This is a genomic window from Lactococcus sp. LG1074 (assembly GCF_017309525.1).
In the GTDB taxonomy this organism is placed as follows: Bacteria; Bacillota; Bacilli; order Lactobacillales; family Streptococcaceae; genus Lactococcus; species Lactococcus petauri.
Genome location: NZ_CP071293.1, coordinates 74,656 through 91,482 on the forward strand (window position 1 = coordinate 74,656; position 16,827 = coordinate 91,482).

Annotated in this window: 17 protein-coding genes; 15 read left to right on the forward strand and 2 right to left on the reverse strand. The window is 38.6% G+C overall.

Annotation, left to right across the window (positions count from 1 at the left end; genetic code table 11):
* The first annotated feature begins 115 nt into the window (after nt 1–115).
* The 4 genes from codY (at nt 116) to gatB (ending at nt 4,265) form a co-directional block, all read left to right on the forward strand.
* On the forward strand, nt 116–907 hold the full coding sequence (codY, locus tag J0J36_RS00370) for a GTP-sensing pleiotropic transcriptional regulator CodY (protein ID WP_003133634.1): 792 nt from the start codon (nt 116–118) through the stop codon (nt 905–907).
* Nucleotides 908–1,052: 145 nt separating this feature from the next.
* The gene (gatC, locus tag J0J36_RS00375; protein ID WP_019291917.1) at nt 1,053–1,358 is read left to right on the forward strand and encodes an Asp-tRNA(Asn)/Glu-tRNA(Gln) amidotransferase subunit GatC; all 306 of its coding nucleotides are present in this window, start codon (nt 1,053–1,055) and stop codon (nt 1,356–1,358) included.
* Complete coding sequence (gene gatA / locus J0J36_RS00380; protein ID WP_153924316.1) at nt 1,358–2,830, forward strand: Asp-tRNA(Asn)/Glu-tRNA(Gln) amidotransferase subunit GatA; 1,473 nt, start codon at nt 1,358–1,360, stop codon at nt 2,828–2,830. The genes gatC and gatA overlap by 1 nt, the downstream gene beginning before the upstream one ends.
* A gap of 1 nt (nt 2,831) precedes the next feature.
* Complete coding sequence (gatB, locus tag J0J36_RS00385) at nt 2,832–4,265, forward strand: Asp-tRNA(Asn)/Glu-tRNA(Gln) amidotransferase subunit GatB (RefSeq protein WP_019291915.1); 1,434 nt, start codon at nt 2,832–2,834, stop codon at nt 4,263–4,265.
* Between the two features lie 14 nt (nt 4,266–4,279).
* Here the strand turns inward: gatB and J0J36_RS00390 are convergent, their stop codons facing one another.
* A complete protein-coding gene (locus J0J36_RS00390) occupies nt 4,280–5,635 on the reverse strand; it encodes an MATE family efflux transporter (RefSeq protein WP_153924320.1) in 1,356 nt (451 codons plus the stop codon).
* A gap of 126 nt (nt 5,636–5,761) precedes the next feature.
* A complete protein-coding gene (locus J0J36_RS00395; protein WP_003133641.1) occupies nt 5,762–5,959 on the reverse strand; it encodes a cold-shock protein in 198 nt (65 codons plus the stop codon).
* A gap of 111 nt (nt 5,960–6,070) precedes the next feature.
* Between J0J36_RS00395 and J0J36_RS00400 the strand changes: the two genes are divergently transcribed.
* The 11 genes from J0J36_RS00400 (at nt 6,071) to J0J36_RS00450 (ending at nt 16,819) form a co-directional block, all read left to right on the forward strand.
* A complete protein-coding gene (locus J0J36_RS00400) occupies nt 6,071–6,589 on the forward strand; it encodes a 5-formyltetrahydrofolate cyclo-ligase (protein ID WP_019291913.1) in 519 nt (172 codons plus the stop codon).
* A complete protein-coding gene (locus tag J0J36_RS00405; RefSeq protein WP_014024129.1) occupies nt 6,579–7,271 on the forward strand; it encodes a rhomboid family intramembrane serine protease in 693 nt (230 codons plus the stop codon). The genes J0J36_RS00400 and J0J36_RS00405 overlap by 11 nt, the downstream gene beginning before the upstream one ends.
* A 31-nt stretch (nt 7,272–7,302) precedes the next feature.
* Nucleotides 7,303–7,755: a dUTP diphosphatase gene (locus tag J0J36_RS00410; RefSeq protein ID WP_019291912.1), complete on the forward strand. Its 453-nt coding sequence runs from the start codon at nt 7,303–7,305 to the stop codon at nt 7,753–7,755.
* Between the two features lie 89 nt (nt 7,756–7,844).
* The gene (locus J0J36_RS00415; RefSeq protein ID WP_206886731.1) at nt 7,845–9,206 is read left to right on the forward strand and encodes a bifunctional UDP-sugar hydrolase/5'-nucleotidase; all 1,362 of its coding nucleotides are present in this window, start codon (nt 7,845–7,847) and stop codon (nt 9,204–9,206) included.
* Nucleotides 9,190–9,792, forward strand: a complete 603-nt coding sequence (locus tag J0J36_RS00420) for a YutD family protein (protein ID WP_019292692.1) — start codon at nt 9,190–9,192, stop codon at nt 9,790–9,792. Before J0J36_RS00415 ends, J0J36_RS00420 begins: the two co-directional genes overlap by 17 nt.
* Nucleotides 9,793–9,888: 96 nt before the next feature.
* Nucleotides 9,889–10,959, forward strand: coding sequence for a 23S rRNA (adenine(2503)-C(2))-methyltransferase RlmN (gene rlmN, locus J0J36_RS00425; protein WP_019292691.1), 1,071 nt, complete (start codon nt 9,889–9,891; stop codon nt 10,957–10,959).
* 209 nt (nt 10,960–11,168) lie between these two features.
* On the forward strand, nt 11,169–12,398 hold the full coding sequence (gene arcA / locus J0J36_RS00430) for an arginine deiminase (protein WP_003133654.1): 1,230 nt from the start codon (nt 11,169–11,171) through the stop codon (nt 12,396–12,398).
* Between the two features lie 126 nt (nt 12,399–12,524).
* Nucleotides 12,525–13,568: an ornithine carbamoyltransferase gene (gene argF / locus J0J36_RS00435; protein WP_003133656.1), complete on the forward strand. Its 1,044-nt coding sequence runs from the start codon at nt 12,525–12,527 to the stop codon at nt 13,566–13,568.
* 196 nt (nt 13,569–13,764) lie between these two features.
* Entirely contained in the window at nt 13,765–15,228 is a 1,464-nt protein-coding gene (locus J0J36_RS00440) for a basic amino acid/polyamine antiporter (RefSeq protein ID WP_019292690.1), read from the forward strand.
* Nucleotides 15,229–15,325: 97 nt separating this feature from the next.
* On the forward strand, nt 15,326–16,276 hold the full coding sequence (gene arcC, locus J0J36_RS00445) for a carbamate kinase (protein WP_153924327.1): 951 nt from the start codon (nt 15,326–15,328) through the stop codon (nt 16,274–16,276).
* A gap of 51 nt (nt 16,277–16,327) precedes the next feature.
* Nucleotides 16,328–16,819 (forward strand): prolyl-tRNA synthetase associated domain-containing protein, encoded by a 492-nt coding sequence (locus J0J36_RS00450; RefSeq protein WP_019292688.1) that lies wholly within the window; start codon nt 16,328–16,330, stop codon nt 16,817–16,819.
* Nucleotides 16,820–16,827: the final 8 nt, after the last annotated feature.

Here is a 16,827-nt window from a genome sequence, read left to right on the forward strand (position 1 = left end):
TGTTTTATTATAATGAAAAAAGCGAATTTTCTGACTATTCCTGTTGTTTTTTGAATTTTTTTGTGTTATAATTCATTAAGAGTTTATTTAGAAAATAATATAATAGGAGAAAACCGTGGCTACTTTACTAGAAAAAACCCGCAAAATTACATCAGTTCTGCAAGATGGAGTAACTGATTTAAAGCAGGAGTTACCCTATGATAACATGACAGAGCGTTTAGCCAACGTTATTGACTGTAATGCTTGTATCATTGATACAAAAGGGAAACTTTTGGGCTATTCACTGCCATACGAAATTAACAACGATCGTGTTAATGAACTTTTCCATGTACAAAAACAATTGCCAGAAGATTATGCACGTGCGGCTATCCGTATCTACGACACTTTAGCAAATATCACAATTAACGAGCCTTTGTCAGTATTTCCTGCAGAACTTTTAGGTGAGTATCCTAATGGTTTGACAACATGTGCACCAATCTATGGTAGTGGTATGCGCTTGGGAACCTTCATCTTATGGCGTACAGACGGAAAATTCAGTGATGATGATCTTGTGCTTGCAGAGCTTGCAACAACAGTTATCGGTGTTCAACTTTCAAATCTTAAGCTTGAACAAATGGAAGAAAATATCCGTAAAGACACGATGGCTAACATGGCAGTCAATACACTTTCGTATTCAGAAATGAAGGCTGTGAAAGCAATTCTTGAAGAACTTGATGGTGAAGAAGGACATGTTATTGCTTCAGTCATTGCCGACAAGATTGGAATTACACGTTCAGTAATCGTTAATGCACTACGTAAGCTTGAATCTGCTGGTGTTATTGAAAGCCGTTCGTTGGGAATGAAAGGGACTTACCTAAAAGTTCTTAACCAAGGTTTATTTACAAAGCTTGAAGGTCGTAACTTCTAACCTTAAAAGTAATAAAAAAACTTCTCTTAGTGAGAGGTTTTTTACTTGTGGTAAAGGCAGTAGGCAGTAAAGCCTAGCTGTATCAGTTTTTAAAGATTTTTGCTATAATTGAGAATGAAAATCTTTAATAGTTAGGGAAAATAACATGAGCAAGATTACAAAAGAACAAGTGGAGCATGTGGCAACTTTGTCAAAGCTTAAATTTGAGAAAAATGAACTTGATGCTGTGACGGATAAACTCGATAAAATTATCGAAATGGTGGAGCAGTTAGGGGAAGTCAATACGGAAAATGTAGAATTTACGATGAGTGTTGCGGATAACTTAAACCGCATGCGTGAAGATATTGCTGTACCGGGTGATGACCGTGATGAATTAATGCGTAATGTACCAACGAAGCAAGATGGCTTTATTAAGGTTCCCGCAATGTTGGCTGATGGAGGAGATGCATAATGTCATTGAATAATAAAACAATTAAAGAGTTGCATGACCTCTTGGTGAAAAAGGAAATCTCTGCTGTTGACTTGACACAGGCGACATTGGATGATGTGCATGCACGTGAAGCAGCAATGGGCAGTTTTATTTCTGTATTAGATGAAGAAGCATTAGCGCAAGCAGCTGCTATTGATGCGCGTGGAATTTATGCAACAAAACTTACAGACGGTATTCCCTTAGCAGTTAAAGACAATATTGTTACTAAAAATATTGAAACAACTGCAGCAAGTAAAATTCTTTCTGGTTTTATCCCACCTTATGATGCGACTGTCGTTGAAAAGCTTTATGACAATGGCATGGTTATTATTGGTAAAGCCAATATGGACGAATTCGCAATGGGGGGCTCAGGGGAAACTTCTTCTGTTAAGCCAACATACAATGCGTGGGATCAAACAAAAGTACCTGGTGGATCATCTTCAGGTTCAGCTAGTGCTGTTGCGAGTGGACAAGTACGCTTGTCATTAGGATCCGATACAGGTGGTTCGATTCGTCAACCAGCTTCGTTCAGTGGTATTGTGGGTCTGAAACCAACTTACGGACGTGTTTCTCGTTATGGTTTAATTGCTTTTTCTAGTTCACTTGATCAAATTGGTCCCTTTTCAGCTACTGTTGAAGAAAATGCACAACTTTTAAATGTTATCTCAGGTAGTGATGCTAAAGATGCTACAAGTTCAGAAGTAGCTGTGCCAGATTTTGGTTCAAAAATAGGTCAAGATATTAAAGGAATGAAGATTGCTTTGCCTAAAGAATACTTTGGTGAAGGTATTGATCCAGCAGTCAAAGAGCAAATTATGGCGGCGGCGAAACACTTAGAATCTTTAGGTGCTATTGTTGAAGAAGTGAGCTTGCCACATAGCAAGTATGGGGTAGCTGTTTACTACATCATCGCTTCTTCAGAAGCGAGCTCAAATCTCCAACGCTTCGATGGTATTCGTTATGGTTATCGTGCACAGGATATCGAAAACCTTGAAGATGTCTATGTGAAATCACGTTCAGAAGGCTTTGGCGATGAGGTCAAACGTCGTATTATGCTAGGTACATTTAGTCTTTCTGCAGGTGCCTACGATAAGCACTTTAAAAAGGCTGGTCAAGTGCGTACAATGATTATCGAAGACTTTAATAAAGTATTTGCGGATTATGATTTGATTCTTGGCCCAACAGCCCCAACGGTTGCTTTTGGCTTTGATGAAAAATCAAAAGATCCTGTTCAAATGTATCTTTCAGATATCTTAACAATTCCAGTCAACCTCGCGGGATTACCAGGAATTTCGATTCCGGCGGGTTATGTTGAAGGTCTACCTGTTGGGATGCAATTGATTGGTAAACGCTATGATGAGGAAACAATTTATCAAGTCGCAGCAGCGTTTGAAGCAACAACGGATCATCATAAGAAAAAACCAATTATCTTTACAGAAGGAGGGGCAAAATAAGATGAACTTTGAAACAGTCATTGGACTTGAAGTCCATGTTGAGTTAAATACAAACTCAAAAATTTACAGCCCAACTCCAGCTGAATTTGGCTCTGAACCAAATGTCAATACGAATGTTATTGACTGGGGAATGCCAGGTGTTTTGCCAACATTGAACAAAGGTGTTGTCGTTGCTGGGATGAAAGCTTCTCTTGCCATGAATATGTCGATTCAAAAGAGTATGCATTTTGATCGTAAAAATTATTTTTACCCTGATAATCCTAAAGCTTACCAAATTTCGCAGGCAGATGAACCTATTGGTTACAATGGTTCTATTGAAATTGAACTTGAAGATGGTACAAAATCCACTGTTCGTATTGAGCGTGCACATATTGAAGAAGATGCTGGTAAAAATACGCACGGAACAGATGGCTATTCTTATGTTGACTTGAACCGTCAAGGGGTACCATTGATTGAGATTGTTTCTGAGCCAGATATGCGAAGCGCTGATGAAGCTTATGCGTATTTGACCGCCTTACGTGAATTGATTCTCTATACAGGTATTTCTGATGTGAAGATGGAAGAAGGTTCCATGCGCTGTGATGCCAATATTTCATTGCGTCCTTATGGCCAAGAAGAGTTTGGTGTTAAAACAGAAGTGAAAAACATGAACTCTTTCAGTAATGTGAAGAAAGCCCTAGCCTTTGAAATTGATCGCCAAGCGAAAATTCTTCGTGCTGGTGGTGAAATTCGTCAAGAAACACGTCGTTTTGATGATAAAACAGGTGAAACAATCTTGATGCGTGTTAAAGAAGGTGCGTCTGATTATCGTTATTTCCCAGAACCAGATTTGCCACGTATTGAAATTTCCGAAGCTTGGATTAACGAAGTTCGTGCGGAACTTCCTGAGTTTGCAGCAGCACGCCGTGTACGTTATGTAGAGGAAATGGGCCTCAGTGAATACGATGCGCGCCAGTTGACAAGCTCAAAAGATGTCTCTGATTTCTTTGAAGCAGCTGTTAAATCAGGTGGTGATGCCAAATTGGTATCCAACTGGCTTCAAGGTGAAGTTGCTCAGTACTTGAACACAGCACATCTGGAACTTAAAGATATTCACTTAACTCCAGAAAATCTCACAGAAATGTTGCGTTTGATTGCAGATGGGACTATTTCATCGAAAATTGCGAAGAAAGTCTTCCTCGAATTAGCTAAAAACGGTGGTTCAGCAGAAGCTTTCGTTAAAAAGGCCGGCTTGGTTCAAATCTCTGACCCAGCTGTACTCTTGCCTATCATTCATGAAGTATTTGCTAAAAATGAACAATCTGTTGCTGACTATCGTGGCGGTAAGGAAAATGCAGCTAAGGCATTAGTTGGTCAGCTCATGAAAGCTACAAAAGGACAAGCCAATCCAACAGTAGCGCAAAAATTGCTCTATCAAGAATTGGATAAAGACTAATATAAAAAAATCGTTCAATTTAGAACGATTTTTTCTTGTACATTTTCGCGGTTAAAACGGCGCACCATTCGGATGGTTGTGGGGATCAGAATAGCGGTTGACGCCAACCAAGCAGCTGGATTGGATGAAATAATCACGGTGTAATTTAAGAGGTTAACTCCGATGATGGCCACTGCAGCACGCATGACCAGTTCTGCCACACCACAAATTGTTGGAATGCGCGCATTGCCTAAACCCTGTAATGTTGAGCGGGTAACGAAGAGGATAGCAAGTAGCCAGTAGAAACCACCATTCACAATATAGTAATGTCTAGCCATATCAATAACAGCTGTTTGGCTTGGTGAGATAAAAGCCGTCGTGAAGTAATAGTTCAAGCTTACCAAAAGAATGGCAAAGCCAATCGCCCAGGAAACAGCTATGAGGAGAGATTGGAAAAGCCCTTGATTTATTCGGCGGTATTGTTTTGCACCATAGTTTTGGGCTCCAAAGGTAGCCATAGCAAGTCCGATCGACATCATTGGCAACATCGCGATTTGGTCAATCTTAGATACAATAGCTTGAGTGGCGACAGCGTTTGTTCCCATAGTGTTAAGTGCTACTTGAAGCGTAATAGAACCAATAGCGATAATACTAGATTGAAATCCCATGGGAATACTCAGTCGTGCATGTGTACGTATTTCTTGGGTATCGTAAACAAGGAGTTTTCGATTAAGGTGTAACTCAGGCACTTTGCGTTTAATATGTAAAACCAGATAAAGCACAGAGATACATTGGGCCAAAATGGTGGCTGCACTTGCTCCCGCTAAGCCTAAATGGAGAACGAGGATTGCGAAATACTCAAAGCCGATATTTAAAATACTGGCGACGATAAGTGCATAGAGCGGTGTCTTGGAATCACCTAAGGCGCGGAGCGCGTTCGAATAATAAGCATATAGTGTGGTCGCTGTAAGTCCACCTAACATAATACTTAAAAAAGTGTGTGCACCTTCGTAAATCTCAGCTGGAGTCTGCATAAGTTGTAGTAATTGACCCACAAATAGGACAGACAAGACACTGAGCAAGAGGGAGATAGCTATCGTAAAATACAGCCCTGTCACAAAGGACTTTTTGACAGCATGTGCATCTTTGGCACCAAAGCGTTGCGCAGTAATAATCGTGAGCCCTGCGGTCATTCCCTGAGCAAAACCAACGATTAAAAAGTTGATGGATCCCGTAGCCCCCACTGATGCAAGTGCATTTTTTCCTAGCGTTTGACCAACAATCAGTGTGTCTGCAGTATTATAGAGCACTTGAAAAAAGTTTCCCAAGAGCAGGGGAAGTGTGAAGGTAATTAAACCTTTGAGAATGTTTCCTTTTGTTAAATCTTTCATAATATTCCTAAATTCTTTGCTTTATACATTGTAAACTTTTTATATCTATAAAACAATAGCATAACTGCTTTTATTGTGGTGTTTAAACAAAAAGAAAAAGCACCGTAAAGGTGCTTTAATTACCAATTATTTAGTAACGTTGATTGCTTGAGGTCCACGTGGGCCTTCTTCAAGATCAAAGCTAACTTTTTGGCCTTCATCAAGAGTTTTGAAGCCATCAGTTTGAATAGCTGAGAAGTGTACGAATACATCGTTGCCTTCTTCAGTTGTAATGAAGCCAAAACCTTTAGTAGCGTTAAACCATTTTACAGTTCCTTGTGCCATTTGAATACATCCTTTCTTTAGTTTGGTAAATCTTATCTTCGGAAAGCGTGTAACAAAAAGCATAAACGTTAACTTGAAAAAAACTTACAGCTTTATGATACCATATAAAGTATGGAAAAGAAAGCGCTAATTCGAAAAGAAATGATAAATTTACTGAAAAGTTTTGATTTTGCTGACAAAAGCCGTCAAAGTCAGAAAATTATTGCAGAGCTGCTTGCCTCAGAACAATGGAAAAAAGCTAAAACCGTGGCGCTCTATATGCCGCAAGAATTTGAATTTGATTTGCAACCCCTTTTTGAGCAGGCAGATAAACAAATAGTTATACCAAAAACCTTGGCTGATCGCCACATGATTTTTGTAAAATACGACAAAAATGACTTAGAACGTACAAAATTTGGTATACTAGAACCTAAGTCGAAAAACGAAGTTGTGCCTGATTTGATTTTGGTCCCCGGCTTGGCTTGGAATAAAGAAGGTTATCGGATTGGTTTTGGCGCGGGATATTATGACCGTTATCTGGCAAGCTTTTCTGGACAGACAGTTAGTCTATGTTATGATTTTCAGCACAGAAATTTTCATCCAGAACCTCATGATATAAGCATAGGAGAAATATTTACTTATGAACATTGATATGATAAAAAAAGACTTTATGAAGCATAAAGCGACTTATATTTTATCACTTTTAACAACGATGGTTTGGCTTTATCAATTTTTACGTTATGGTTTAGCTGCAACCTCGGCAATTAACCTTTTTAATACTGGTGCATTATTTCCACCAGCCATTTTAGCTGATCCAACTCAATTGTGGCGCCTTGTGACACCAATTTTTATTCATATTGGATGGACTCACTTCCTTATGAATACTCTGACGCTCTTTTTTATTGGACGTCAGGTTGAAGCTGTATTTGGTAGCCTTAATTTCAGTTTAATCTACATTCTTTCAGGAATTTTTGGTAATGCAGCAACCTTTATCTTTTCACCCAATTCCTTATCTGCAGGAGCATCAACTTCGATTTTTGGTCTTTTTGCAGCTATTGCAGGAATTGGCTTCTTTACAGGCCATCCGATGCTAAAACAGATTGGTAAGACATTTACCATCTTGATTGCGATTAATCTTTTCTTCAATATGTTTAATCTTAGCTCGGTCAATATTTGGTCACATGTTGGAGGAGCAGTGGGCGGACTTCTTTTAGCTCCTGTTTTTCCACCTAAATATTTCAAGAATTCTGTACCAATGCAAAATCGGATTTTATCAGGAGTAACGGTTGTTGTCTTATTTATCGTTTTTCTGATTTTGCCCTTTATAAAATAAATAGATTAAAAATAACCAATAAGGAGTAATTATGAAAACACGTGGATTTGAAATAGTAAGTAAATACCAAAATGAAAACCTAGAATTACCAATACGTGCGACCAAGCATGCGGCAGGCTATGACTTATCAGTGGCTGAAAACATTACCATTAAACCTGGTGAAATTAAACTGATCTCAACAGGCCTTAAGGCATATATGCAAGCAGGAGAAGTTCTGTATCTGTTTGATCGCTCGTCAAATCCGCGTAAAAAAGGTTTAGTGATGATTAACTCGGTAGGTGTCATTGACGGTGACTATTACAATAACCCAGGGAATGAGGGCGAGATATTTGCTCAAATGCAAAATATTACGGAATCAGAAGTGGTCTTGGAAAAAGGTGAGAGGATTGTCCAAGCGGTCTTTATGCCTTTCTTGGTTGCTGATGGGGATGCTGAAGTGACTAAATCTACACGAACTGGCGGCTTCGGATCAACAGGAAAATAGGAATGAAGCCTTGCTTTTGATTTGCAGGCGTAAGTATAAAAGTACAAAAACTACCGCTTTAGCGGTCTTTTTTGTGCTATAATGGTAAAATGAATTCATTGCGCATTATTCACTTGAACGATTTGCACTCGCATTTGGAAAGATTTCCAGTGATTGAGCGTTTTTTTGCGGAAAAATCAGTTGGACTTCCAGATGTCTTGCGATTTGACTTAGGGGATAATGTTGACCGGGTACATCCTTTAACTGAGGCAACAGAAGGACAGATTAATGTTGCTCTGATGAATAAGCTGGACTTGACAGGAGCGACCCTCGGTAACAATGAAGGTTTAGGATTAACTCATGATATGCTAAGCCATTTATACAATCAAGCCGAATTTGATATATTGCTTTCAAATATCAGTAATATGCCTTTTGCTCAAGGTCCTAAATTTATAGAGAGCAGTTGGGGGATGCGTATTGGAATCATTGGCTTAACAGCTCCTTATCTAGCCTATTTACAAGCAGGTTGGGATATTGTTGATCCTTTAGTTTGCTTGGATCAGCTCTTGCCACTGGACTGTGATTTTACGATTCTTTTGAGTCATTTGGGTAAAACCGTTGATGAGAAAATCGCTAAAAATTACGATATTGATTTAATTATTGGAAGCCATACGCATCATCTTTTTGAACACGGAGTGGAATTACATGACACCTTACTTGCGGCTGCAGGAAGATACGGGGAGCATATCGGCGAAATCAATCTTACTTTTGATCAAAATAACAAAGTAATTGCTTCGGAAATTTCCACAATTGCTACCAACACGCTCAAAAAAGTAAAAAGTGATGCTTTACACATCAACTCGTGGGAGTTGAAAGGACGTAAAATGTTGCAAGGCAAGACTGTCGGAGAACTTCCCTATAGCCTGACCAATGTTTATCCTGATTATAATGCAAGTCATTTTATTGCAGAGTTACTTGTTCGATATGGCAAGGTGGGAGCCTGTGCTTTCAATACTGGGCTCTTGGTTACAGAAGCATTGCCAAATCAACTTACTTTAGATGATTTACACCAATTTTTGCCCCATTCCATGCGTTTAGTGCGGCTTACGATGACTGGTAAGGTACTGAAAGAAGTTTTACGTGAAATGCTTGATGTATCTGCAATGCTGTCTGGGCAAAATATTCGAGGTATGGGTTTTCGAGGGAAGCAATTTGGTCGGCTTATTTTTCAGGGAATAAATTTCAACAGAGGGAAATTTTATTATAGAAATACGGATGTGGTCGATGCTGAGTCTTATAGCATAGTCGTTCCTGATCAGTATCTCTTTGCTTGGTATTTTCCTTTATTGAAAAAACAAGAGAAAGCCGAAATACTTTTTCCGTATTTTCTACGAGAAATAGTAGCAAATGAATTAAAAAATGAGAAAATGAACAAAAAGAGAAAGGGAGAGGAAAGTGCCAAAAGAAGTTGACGAATCAAAATTAAATTATAATCGTTTCCCTGGTGAGCGGGTAACTGCTACAGATGACATTGTAAAAGTAGGTGGTAAGACCTTTCATCTGGTTTACAATTATCGTGAAGGGTTTGATGCTGAAAAGCTGGAGCAGCGATTTAGCGATATTTTCGATAAGTATGATTACATCGTGGGAGATTGGGGCTTTGAACAGCTCCGTTTAAAAGGCTTTTTTTCAGTAAGTAGAAAAAAAATGCAATCTGAAAATAAGATTGACCGATTAGAAGATTATATCAATGAATATTGCAATTATGGCTGTGCCTACTTTGTTTTACGTCGTGTACGCTCACAAGATGAATCTTACACATCCGAACGTGTTTTTGAAGACAAGCCACGTCAACCTAAATTTGAAAAAGCACGACGTCGAAATAATCGCAATAAAAATCGAAGCTCTCAAGAAAAGCAAAAGAAAAATGAGAAAAAATCATTTGAAATTCGCGAGAAATCAGGTAAGAAGCCTGCTAAAATAAAACAAAATGAGAAAAATGAGAAAAATACAACCTCTAAATCTAATTTTGTAATACGCGAACGTGCAAAAAAATAAAATAGACAAATGTTAAAAATATGTCTAAAAAGTTATTGAATAATATACAAAAAAGTTCCCTCAAAAATTTTTTGGGGGAAAAATATCGGAGATATAATGGAAAAACAAACAATTTACGGCTTAACACGTGATCAACTTATTGATTGGGCGATTGAAAATGGTGAAAAAAAATTTCGGGCAACCCAAGTGTGGGATTGGCTTTACCGAAAACGTGTCCAAACTTTTGAAGAAATGACAAATCTCTCCAAGGATTTTATTGCAAAGTTGAACGCGCATTTTATTATGAATCCTCTGGAGCAAGTCGTCGTACAAGAGTCGGAAGATGGAACAGTTAAATATCTTTTTATGTTACCAGATAAAATGATGATTGAAACTGTATTGATGCGCCAATCTTATGGCTTATCTGTATGTGTGACTACTCAGGTAGGATGTAACATGGGCTGTACTTTTTGTGCCTCTGGTATTCTAAAAAAAGAGCGTGATGTGACAGCAGGAGAGATAGTCGCTCAGATTATGTTGGTCCAAAAATACTTCGATGAAAAAGGCCAAGATGAGCGTGTTTCTCACGTTGTAGTTATGGGTATCGGTGAACCATTTGACAACTATGTAAACTTGATGAACTTTTTACGCACAATTAATGACGATAATGGCCTTGCTATTGGGGCACGTCATATTACCGTGTCAACCTGTGGTTTCATGCCAGCAAAAATCAAAGAATTTGCAAATGAAAACTTGCAAGTGAACTTGGCTATTTCTTTACATGCACCAAACAATGAATTACGTACAAGTCTGATGCGTATCACACGTAGCGCACCACTTGAAAAACTTTTTGATGCGATAGATTATTATACTGAAACAACAAATCGTCGTGTAACCTATGAGTATATTATGCTTTCTGGAGAAAATGATACTCCGGAAATTGCACAAGAATTAGCTGATTTAATAAAACCCCGAAATAAACTTTCGTATGTCAATCTGATTCCCTACAATCCTGTCGCTGAGCATATCAAATATGAACGTTCAACACGAAATGATACTGCGAAATTTTACGATGTACTCAAGAAAAATGGTATCAACTGTGTTGTGCGCCAAGAGCATGGTACAGACATTGATGCCGCTTGCGGACAACTTAGAAGTAAACAAATTAGAAAAAACAAAGAAAAGTAATAAAAAAATAAAAGAAACCATCACAAAGGCTCAACCTTGGTATTGCTGGTTTCTTTTTGTATATTTATTATTTTTTATGAAATGAAAGCGCATTATTATAATGACGTTCAATTTGCATTCAAAAAAAGATTAGACTATAATAAAAGGTGTTGAAAGCGCTTTTACAATTTTAATATATAGTTTTATATAAAAGAAAGGATGCTTATCTCATGGAAAAAGCAATCAATGTCAATTCAGAAATCGGAAAACTTAAATCAGTTCTCCTTCATCGTCCAGGTGCTGAAGTCGAAAACATCACACCAGACACAATGCATCAACTCTTGTTTGATGATATCCCTTACTTGAAAATTGCTCAGAAGGAACACGATTTCTTTGCTCAAACATTGCGTGATAACGGAGCAGAAACTGTCTATATAGAAGATCTTGCCGCAGATGTTTTTCAAACTGAAAGTGTTAAAAAAGATTTCTTGGCTCGACTCTTGCATGAAGCAGGCTACCGTCCAGGACGTACACTTGAAGGTTTGACTGAGTACTTGACAAGCATGGATACAAAAGCAATGGTTGACAAGATTTATGCAGGTGTTCGTAAAAATGAATTGGACCTAAAACGTACAGTTCTTAGCGACATGGCCGGTTCTGATGCCGAAAACCATTTCTACCTTAATCCATTGCCAAATGCTTACTTCACTCGTGACCCACAAGCATCTATGGGTGTAGGGATGACTATTAACAAAATGACTTTCCCAGCACGTCAACCTGAATCATTGATTACAGAATATGTAATGGCAAATCACCCACGTTTTAAAGACACTCCAATTTGGCGTGATCGTAACCATACAACACGTATCGAAGGTGGTGATGAACTCGTATTAAACAAACACACTGTAGCTATTGGTGTTTCTGAACGTACTTCATCTAAAACAATTCAAGCTTTAGCAAAAGAATTGTTTGCAAACCCATTGTCAACCTTTGACACTGTACTTGCTGTTGAAATTCCGCATAATCACGCAATGATGCACTTGGATACTGTATTTACAATGATTAATCATGATCAGTTTACAGTCTTCCCAGGAATCTTTGATGGTTCTGGAAATATCAATGCATTCATCTTACGTCCAGGTAAAGATGGAGATGTGGAAATTGAACATTTGACAGACCTTAAAGTTGCTCTTAAGAAAGTGTTGGAACTCTCAGAACTTGATTTGATTGAATGTGGTAATGGAGATCCAATCGTTGCACCGCGTGAGCAATGGAATGATGGTTCAAACACATTGGCTATCGCTCCAGGTGAAATTGTTACTTATGACCGTAACTATGTCACAATCGAATTACTTAAAGAACATGGTATCAAAGTACATGAGATTCTTTCAAGCGAGTTGGCACGTGGTCGTGGTGGAGCACGTTGTATGTCTCAACCATTGTGGCGTGAAGATATTTAATCAAAGATCCACCCTCTATTTGCTTGGTTTACAGCTCTGTCAACCTCGTTGACACTCTATTGCTTATAGCACAAGCAAATGTCCTTATTTCAAAAAATAAAAAAATTATGTTTAGGAGAAAATTAAATGCAAACACCAAAAATTAACTCAGTTTTCCAAGGCCGTTCATTTTTAGCAGAAAAAGATTTTACACCTGCAGAAATTCAATATCTTGTTGACTTTGCTATTCACTTAAAAGCATTGAAGAAAAATAACATCCCTCACCATTATCTTGAAGGAAAAAATATCGCCTTACTTTTTGCTAAAACTTCTACACGTACGCGTGCTGCATTTACAACAGCAGCTATCGACCTTGGTGCTCACCCGGAATATCTTGGTAAAGATGATATTCAACTTGGTATCAAAGAATCTACTGAAGATACAGCACGTGTTCTTGGCTCAATGTTTGATGCGATTGAACGTCGTGGTTTCTCACAAAAAGAAGTTGAAGATTTGGCAAAATACTCAGGAGTTCCTGTATGGAATGGTTTGACTGACGATTGGCATCCAACTCAAATGATTGCAGACTACATGACAATCAAAGAAGAATTTGGTTACCTTAAAGGTCTTAAACTTGCTTATGTCGGTGATGGTCGTAACAACATGGCTAACTCTCTTATCGTAACAGGTGCGATGCTTGGAGTGAGCGTAACTATCGTAGCGCCTGAATCACTTCAACCTTCTGAAGAAGTTATGGAAATTGCGCGTAAATTTGCAGCTGAGTCAGGTGCAAAACCAGAAACAACTGCAGATATTGAAGCAGGGGTTAAAGGTGCAAACATTATCTACTCAGACGTATGGGTATCAATGGGTGAATCAAACTGGGAAGAACGTGTGGAACTTCTCACTCCATACCGTATTACAATGGATATGATGAAATTGACTGGTACTCCAGATGAAGAACTTATCTTCATGCATTGCTTGCCAGCCTTCCACGATACTGAAACTGAATATGGTAAAGAAATTAAAGAAGAGTATGGCTTGACTGAAATGGAAGTTACTGACGAAGTATTCCGTTCTAAATATGCACGTCAATTTGAAGAAGCTGAAAACCGTATGCACTCAATTAAAGCAATTATGGCAGCAACTTTGGGTAACCTCTTCATTCCAGATGTACCAAGTATCAAATAATAAATTTTGAATTTGATTTTTTCCGGATTTGACAGACTTTCCACTTCCTAATACCGGTGGGAAGTTTGCACAAATCTGGAAAAAATATTTTTGGTTCCCTCTATAACTCTTGTTTTGAAAAGGTCAGACCTCGTATATTTTCATAATTGGAGACTTTTTTAAAGCATATGACTTTATGAAAAAAATAGGAAGTAATATGGAAGTAGAAAATAAAAAAGGAATAGGGCTCATGGCCCTCGTAGCAATTATCGTATCCGGAGCTATTGGTGGTGGGGTATTTAACCTCTCGAACGACTTGGCAAATGGAGCTACACCAGGTGGTGTGGTCATTTCATGGCTCTTTATTGGTTTTGGTATTCTTATGCTCGTTTTGAGCTTAAATCACCTTGTTGTTAATAAACCAGAACTCTCCGGTGTTTCAGATTATGCCCGCGCAGGATTTGGTGATTTTGCCGGATTCTTATCAGGCTGGGGTTACTGGTTGTCTGCTTGGGCAGGTAACGTGGCTTTCGCTGTCTTGATGATGACATCTGTCAACTATTTCTTTCCTGGTGTTTTTGCTAATGAAGACGGTTCTTTGACCTTTTTATCAGTCATCGTTGTCTCAGTCGTTTCTTGGTCATTAACCGCACTTGTTATTCGTGGTGTTGAAGGGGCAGCAGTAATTAATGCTATTGTACTCATTGCTAAATTAATTCCAATCGCAATTTTTGCCGTTGTTGCTATTGTTATGTTCAGAGCAGGAGTCTTTACAGAACATTTTTGGCAAAATGTCGTCATTAATGCAGATGGATCAGCAGCATTTACTCAGATGACAGCCTCAGGATTAATCGGACAGATTCAAAGTTCCTTGATGGTTATGATTTGGGTCTTCGTTGGTATTGAAGGTGCGGCAATGATGGGCGACCGTGCTAAGAAAAAATCAGATGCTGGTAAAGCTTCAATTATTGGATTATTCACTTTGCTGGTGATTTATATCTTGCTCTCGCTCTTACCTTATGGATATTTGGACCAAGCACAGCTTGCAAGTATGCCACAACCAGGTATGGTTGGTATCTTACGTGAGATGGTTGGCCCTTGGGGTGGTAATTTGATGGCTATCGGGTTGATTATTTCACTTCTCGGTGCTTGGTTATCGTGGACGATGCTTCCAGTTGAGTCAACTTCTCAATTGGCTTCACAAAAGCTCTTGCCTGCTTGGTTTGGAAAAGAAAATAAAGCTGGTGCACCTGTTAATTCATTGCTTTTGACTCAAGGTTTTGTACAACTCTTTATCATTATTACTTACTTTGCCTCAGATGCTTATAATGTCTTTGTTTATCTCTGTACTGCAGTAATTATGGTTTGCTACGCTCTCGTCGGTGCATATCTATTAAAAGTTGGTTTAGTCGAAAAATCAACTAAAAATATTTTAATCGGCTTCTTTGCCATGGCATTCCAAATTATTGCCCTTTACCTGAGTGGTTGGCAGTTTGTCTGGATGGCTTCCATTCTGTATGTAGTTGGTTTTGTCCTCTATATCCGTGCAAAACGTGAAAACAACAGAACTATTTCAACAGGCGAATGGTTTGCTATCATTATCTTTACTCTTGCCGCTTTGCTCGCTCTTTATGGCTTGCTTGCTAATCAGTTTGGTTTGAGAGAGTTACTTGGTATTTAAAAAGAAAATTTAGAGTAAAATTTTTGAGCAATCAAAAGTTTTATTCTTTCAAGCGCAAAGTAAGCGCTTTAATAACGTAAAATAGGAGAAAATAATTATGGTTAGACGTATTGTAGTTGCTCTTGGCGGTAACGCTATTTTGACAGATGATCCAACAGCTCAAGCACAACAAGAAGCGCTTGAAGTTACAGCGAGTCAATTGATCCCGCTCATTAAGGATAACGATGTAGAAATAGTTGTTACGCATGGTAACGGCCCTCAAGTTGGTAATTTACTTTTACAACAACTAGGATCAGACAGTGCCAAAAATCCTGCGATGCCTTTAGATACCGCAGTGGCTATGACTCAAGGACAAATTGGATACTGGATGACTCAAGCCTTTACTAAAGCTTTAATCAAAGAAGGCTTGGAACGAATTCCTGTAGCTTCTGTTGTCACACGTGTCGTGGTAGACAGTAACGATCCTGCATTTGAAAACCCAACAAAACCGATTGGCCCATTCTATGACGAAGCACAAATGAACAAAATGTTGGAACAATATCCAGATTGGAAATTTGTCGAAGATTCAGGTCGTGGGTATCGTCGTGTTGTTGCCAGTCCAAAACCAGAACGTATTGTAGAAGCAGAAGCCATCAAACCACTGTTAGATGCTGCAGTTTTAACTACTGTATCAGGCGGCGGCGGCATCCCTGTAGTTGAGCATGAAGACGGTACATACACAGGAGTGGAAGCTGTAATAGACAAGGACTTTTCAGCAGCTAAACTTGCAGAACTTGTGGATGGTGACGAGTTAGTTATTTTGACAGGTGTGGACAATGTTTTTGTCAATTACAACAAACCAGATCAAAAGAAATTGGAAAAAGTTACTTTGTCTGAAATTGGTGCCTACTTGGAAGACGGTCAATTTGCTGTAGGCTCTATGAAACCAAAAGTTGAAGCAGCTATGGCTTTTGTAGAACGTACTGGTCGTGCGGCAACAATTACTTCCCTTGAAAATCTTGAAGATTTCTTGGCAAATGGTTCAGGAACAACAATTGTTGCTGATTAAAATGTAAGAGGCCGTGTTTTGCGCGGCCTTTTTCTTATATGAGGAGGCTGAATGAGAGACTTTAAAGAAGTAGAGAAGTTAATGGCTCAGCTCGAAATTCCCTATAAAATTGTCGAGCATCCGGCCAGTCATTCTACAGAAGAATCTGACCATTATATTGAAGGACATGAAGGTTGTAGGTCGAAGACTTTAGTTTTGGCTAATAAAAAATCCACCCAATTCTATATGGTTATTATGGATGATAGTAAGCGCGTTGAGATGAACAAACTGGGGGAGGTACTTGGAGTAAATCGACTTCATTTTGTATCAGAAGAACGTTTGGAAAGCATGTTGGGACTGCAGTCTGGGATTGTTTCTATTTATGGTCTGGTTGATAATAAAATGGATAATATGCATGTTTATTTTGACCGAGATATGCTTGAGGAGCATGACATTATGACGTTACACCCTAATGACAATACAAAGACAATCTTTTTTCCAATGGAAGATTGCTTTAAAATACTGGATGCACAATGCTATACTTATACTATAATTGATATTTAGGAGGGCAC